At 55.6% G+C, this 1,201-nt stretch carries 2 protein-coding genes and 2 pseudogenes; 2 read left to right on the top strand and 2 right to left on the bottom strand.

The window, feature by feature from the left end:
* A pseudogene (locus ACXRVY_RS30210) lies at nucleotides 1-72 on the top strand (DNA-binding response regulator); the annotation flags it as partial.
* On the opposite strand, the pseudogene ACXRVY_RS30215 reads toward ACXRVY_RS30210, so the two are convergent.
* A pseudogene (locus tag ACXRVY_RS30215) lies at nucleotides 69-190 on the bottom strand (lipid kinase YegS); the annotation flags it as partial. The pseudogenes ACXRVY_RS30210 and ACXRVY_RS30215 overlap by 4 nt on opposite strands.
* A gap of 164 nt (nucleotides 191-354) precedes the next feature.
* Here ACXRVY_RS30215 and ACXRVY_RS30220 point away from each other — a divergent pair.
* Complete coding sequence (locus ACXRVY_RS30220) at nucleotides 355-669, top strand: hypothetical protein (RefSeq protein WP_458239101.1); 315 nt, start codon at nucleotides 355-357, stop codon at nucleotides 667-669.
* A 64-nt stretch (nucleotides 670-733) separates the two neighbouring features.
* On the opposite strand, the gene ACXRVY_RS30225 is transcribed toward ACXRVY_RS30220, so the two are convergent.
* Nucleotides 734-1,201 (bottom strand): molybdopterin-binding protein (locus tag ACXRVY_RS30225; RefSeq protein WP_458239102.1); only part of this gene is annotated, 468 nt, incomplete at its 5' end.

Here is a 1,201-nt window from a genome sequence, read left to right on the forward strand (position 1 = left end):
CTGCAGATCTACGATGTGGCCGGCCTGGTGCTGTTTGCCGTGCGCGAACAAATCATCAGCCTTGACGACTAGAGCGGCGAATCCTCAGGCAGATGCACGAGTAACGCCGCCGGGCGAACCGAGAAACGCAAGTTGTCCCCTTCCAGGGCAGGCGCGCACGAATAAACATGCTGTCGACGCCAGAAGCCCCCCCCCGTTAAAAGTCGCAAGAAAACGAATTACTTCCAGTCGGGCAGTCTTGATCCCCCACACGGCAGGACTTTTCTTACAAGAAGTGAGGAATCGGCTCAATTGACCGAAAACCTGAATTGGTAGACTTTTGGTGGCTACAGCAGGACACCACAAGGACGTGCCATGCAAAGCCAAAACCTCGGATCACCGGCCATTTCGGYCTTGCCGCTCACTGATAATAAAAATGCAGGCCATCGAGCTGAATGCCGCAACAGCACAAAAGCCACGGGAGAAGTTGATATGGAACCTCGCGTCACCGAGCTGGAAACACACCTCAAGAGCTTGCGCAGGGACATGGACGAAGTCCGGGATGACGTCAAATCCATCAAGCACAGGCTTGCCTATTCCGCCTGCGGAACAGCCGTGATCCTCTGCCTCCTTGGCTGGATCGCCAATAGCCGTTTCGAGCAGGTTATTTCATTGCTTATGGCGCATTGAGTGGCCTTGAACACAAAACCCGGTTCAATCAACCGGGTTTTGTGTGGCCAAGCCGCTGAAACTATCAGCTCAGAACTTCACTCAGCGGAATGAAGAAAACGCTATCGCCCTGAACCAGCGTGCGACCTTCCAGGACTTCTACCAATCCATCAGCCCAGGCAGCGCTACGCAGTACGCCAGAACTCTGGTTTTTGTAGATCCTCGCCCTGCCGTTTTCCAGCCGTCCGCGCAAATACTCACGCCGATTGCCAGGTTGGAGCCAGTCAAACCCTGCCGGAACCTGCACCTTCAGCGGCTCGACTTCTTTTACACCCTGACGGCGCAGGAGATAGGGCCTGGTCAACAATGCAAAAGTCACGAGGGTCGATGCCGGATTGCCCGGCAAGCCAATCACCGGCACACCGCGAAAATGTCCGAAGGTCAGCGGTTTACCGGGCTTGATGGCAAGTTTCCACAGCGTCAATTCGCCCTCTTCGCGCAAGGCGATACCCAGAAAATCGGCTTCCCCAACCGATACGCCACCGGTCGAGAG

The organism is Pseudomonas sp. P5_A2_2 (assembly GCF_054177685.1).